Raw genomic sequence first — 1351 nt, forward strand, 5'->3', positions numbered from 1 at the left:
GCCCGAAGAGCAGAGCACGCCTATTCTGCAAGAGCCAATCATCCGGGACCCGACAGCTATGTCTTAGCAGCGTCGATTGTGAGTGGAGTCATTTCAGTCGCCTTTGTCAACATGACTTTCTCGACACTAACGAGCATTGACGGCATCACCTTGGTCGGATCCGGACCAGCGTTGACTGCCCCTAGTGCGAACTGGACGCCAACCGACCACAGTCCATCGTTCACGCCTTGCTTCTTAAGAAGAAGTTTTCCGACCTCAATGAGATCGAATTGGTACTGGCTAACGTTTTCCATAATGCTGCATCTCGATGTACGGGGTGTGATTAGAAACTACCGGTGCCGCCTCTTGAACTCCCGGGATCGCAAAGATGCTTGCATTCCCATACGAAACGAGATGGTTCGCTTTCTGGAGACGAAACCCAATGTTCCCGGTCGCGTCATGGCGGGCGTGGCAAGCGACGAAAACGGAGTCCATGTTTAGAGCGCCATCAATCCGACACGCAATGGCTTCAACAATCCACTGATTCAGGCTGACGTCGTCGCGGCTTGCTCGGCGATGTACTGTTGCGTGTAGGGACCGGCTCATGCGAAGTGTGATCCTGCCACTGAAGTCAGTCTCCTCAGCTTCAGGTTGAGGCAGACTCTTGCCCTTCTCTGCGAACATCTCCTGCAGACCCTCGATGGCCTCGATAGCACTCTCGTACGCTTCGGAATACGACCCTCCGAACGCGACTACATCGGGCAGTTCTGCAACGCGCGCTTCGTACATCTCTTCGCCTTCGCGCGCGACGAGGCGAACAAAGATTCCGTACTCGCTGGCTTTACTCACTTCTTTGCCTTCAAATGTTCGTTAATTTCGGCTTCGTACTTCTTGATCAGCTTTCGCATCTCTTGCAGGTAGCAGGTCTTGACAGTCTTTCCGTGGCCGCCGTCAAAGTTCGCGCCGGTGAAGCCAGGGATGCCTGGATGATCTAACGTGTGGTGATTCCCAGACTTTCGCCGCCGCACATCAAACCCCAATGCCCTCAAGAGCCCGACAAGCTCGTCGCAAGAGGTTGTGGCCTCCCTTGACTTGAGCAAATCGATCGCTTCTCCTGCAGACTTCATCGGCTCAGTATGACACCGCCTGTAGTGTCATGCAAGTCTCACGTGACCACAATCACCGGACCTTGGGGCCTGACGTGCGGCAAAAATGCACCATGATGGTGCATGGTTGGCGAAGACTGGATGGATGCCCATGGTCTCATTTCAGAGCTGGGCCCGGATGGGCCGTCGGCGTGAGGGCTGCTGGTTCGACGCCTAACGAATGAAAGGGACTTCCCCGTCCCGAGTCAGCCGCAAAGCGGCAACCG

2 protein-coding genes are annotated in these 1351 nt (G+C 55.3%); both read right to left on the reverse strand.

The window, feature by feature from the left end; all coding sequences use genetic code 11:
• Positions 1-279 precede the first annotated feature (279 nt).
• Entirely contained in the window at positions 280-828 is a 549-nt protein-coding gene (locus ACOVRJ_RS22980) for a toxin-antitoxin system HicB family antitoxin (RefSeq protein ID WP_422046146.1), read from the reverse strand.
• Positions 825-1106 carry a type II toxin-antitoxin system HicA family toxin gene (locus ACOVRJ_RS22985; protein WP_422046147.1) on the reverse strand — a complete coding sequence of 94 codons (282 nt, stop codon included), beginning with the start codon at positions 1104-1106 and terminating at the stop codon, positions 825-827. Before ACOVRJ_RS22985 ends, ACOVRJ_RS22980 begins: the two co-directional genes overlap by 4 nt.
• Positions 1107-1351: the final 245 nt, after the last annotated feature.

It is taken from the genome of Roseateles sp., assembly GCF_049240545.1.
GTDB lineage: Bacteria > Pseudomonadota > Gammaproteobacteria > Burkholderiales > Burkholderiaceae_C > Paucibacter_A.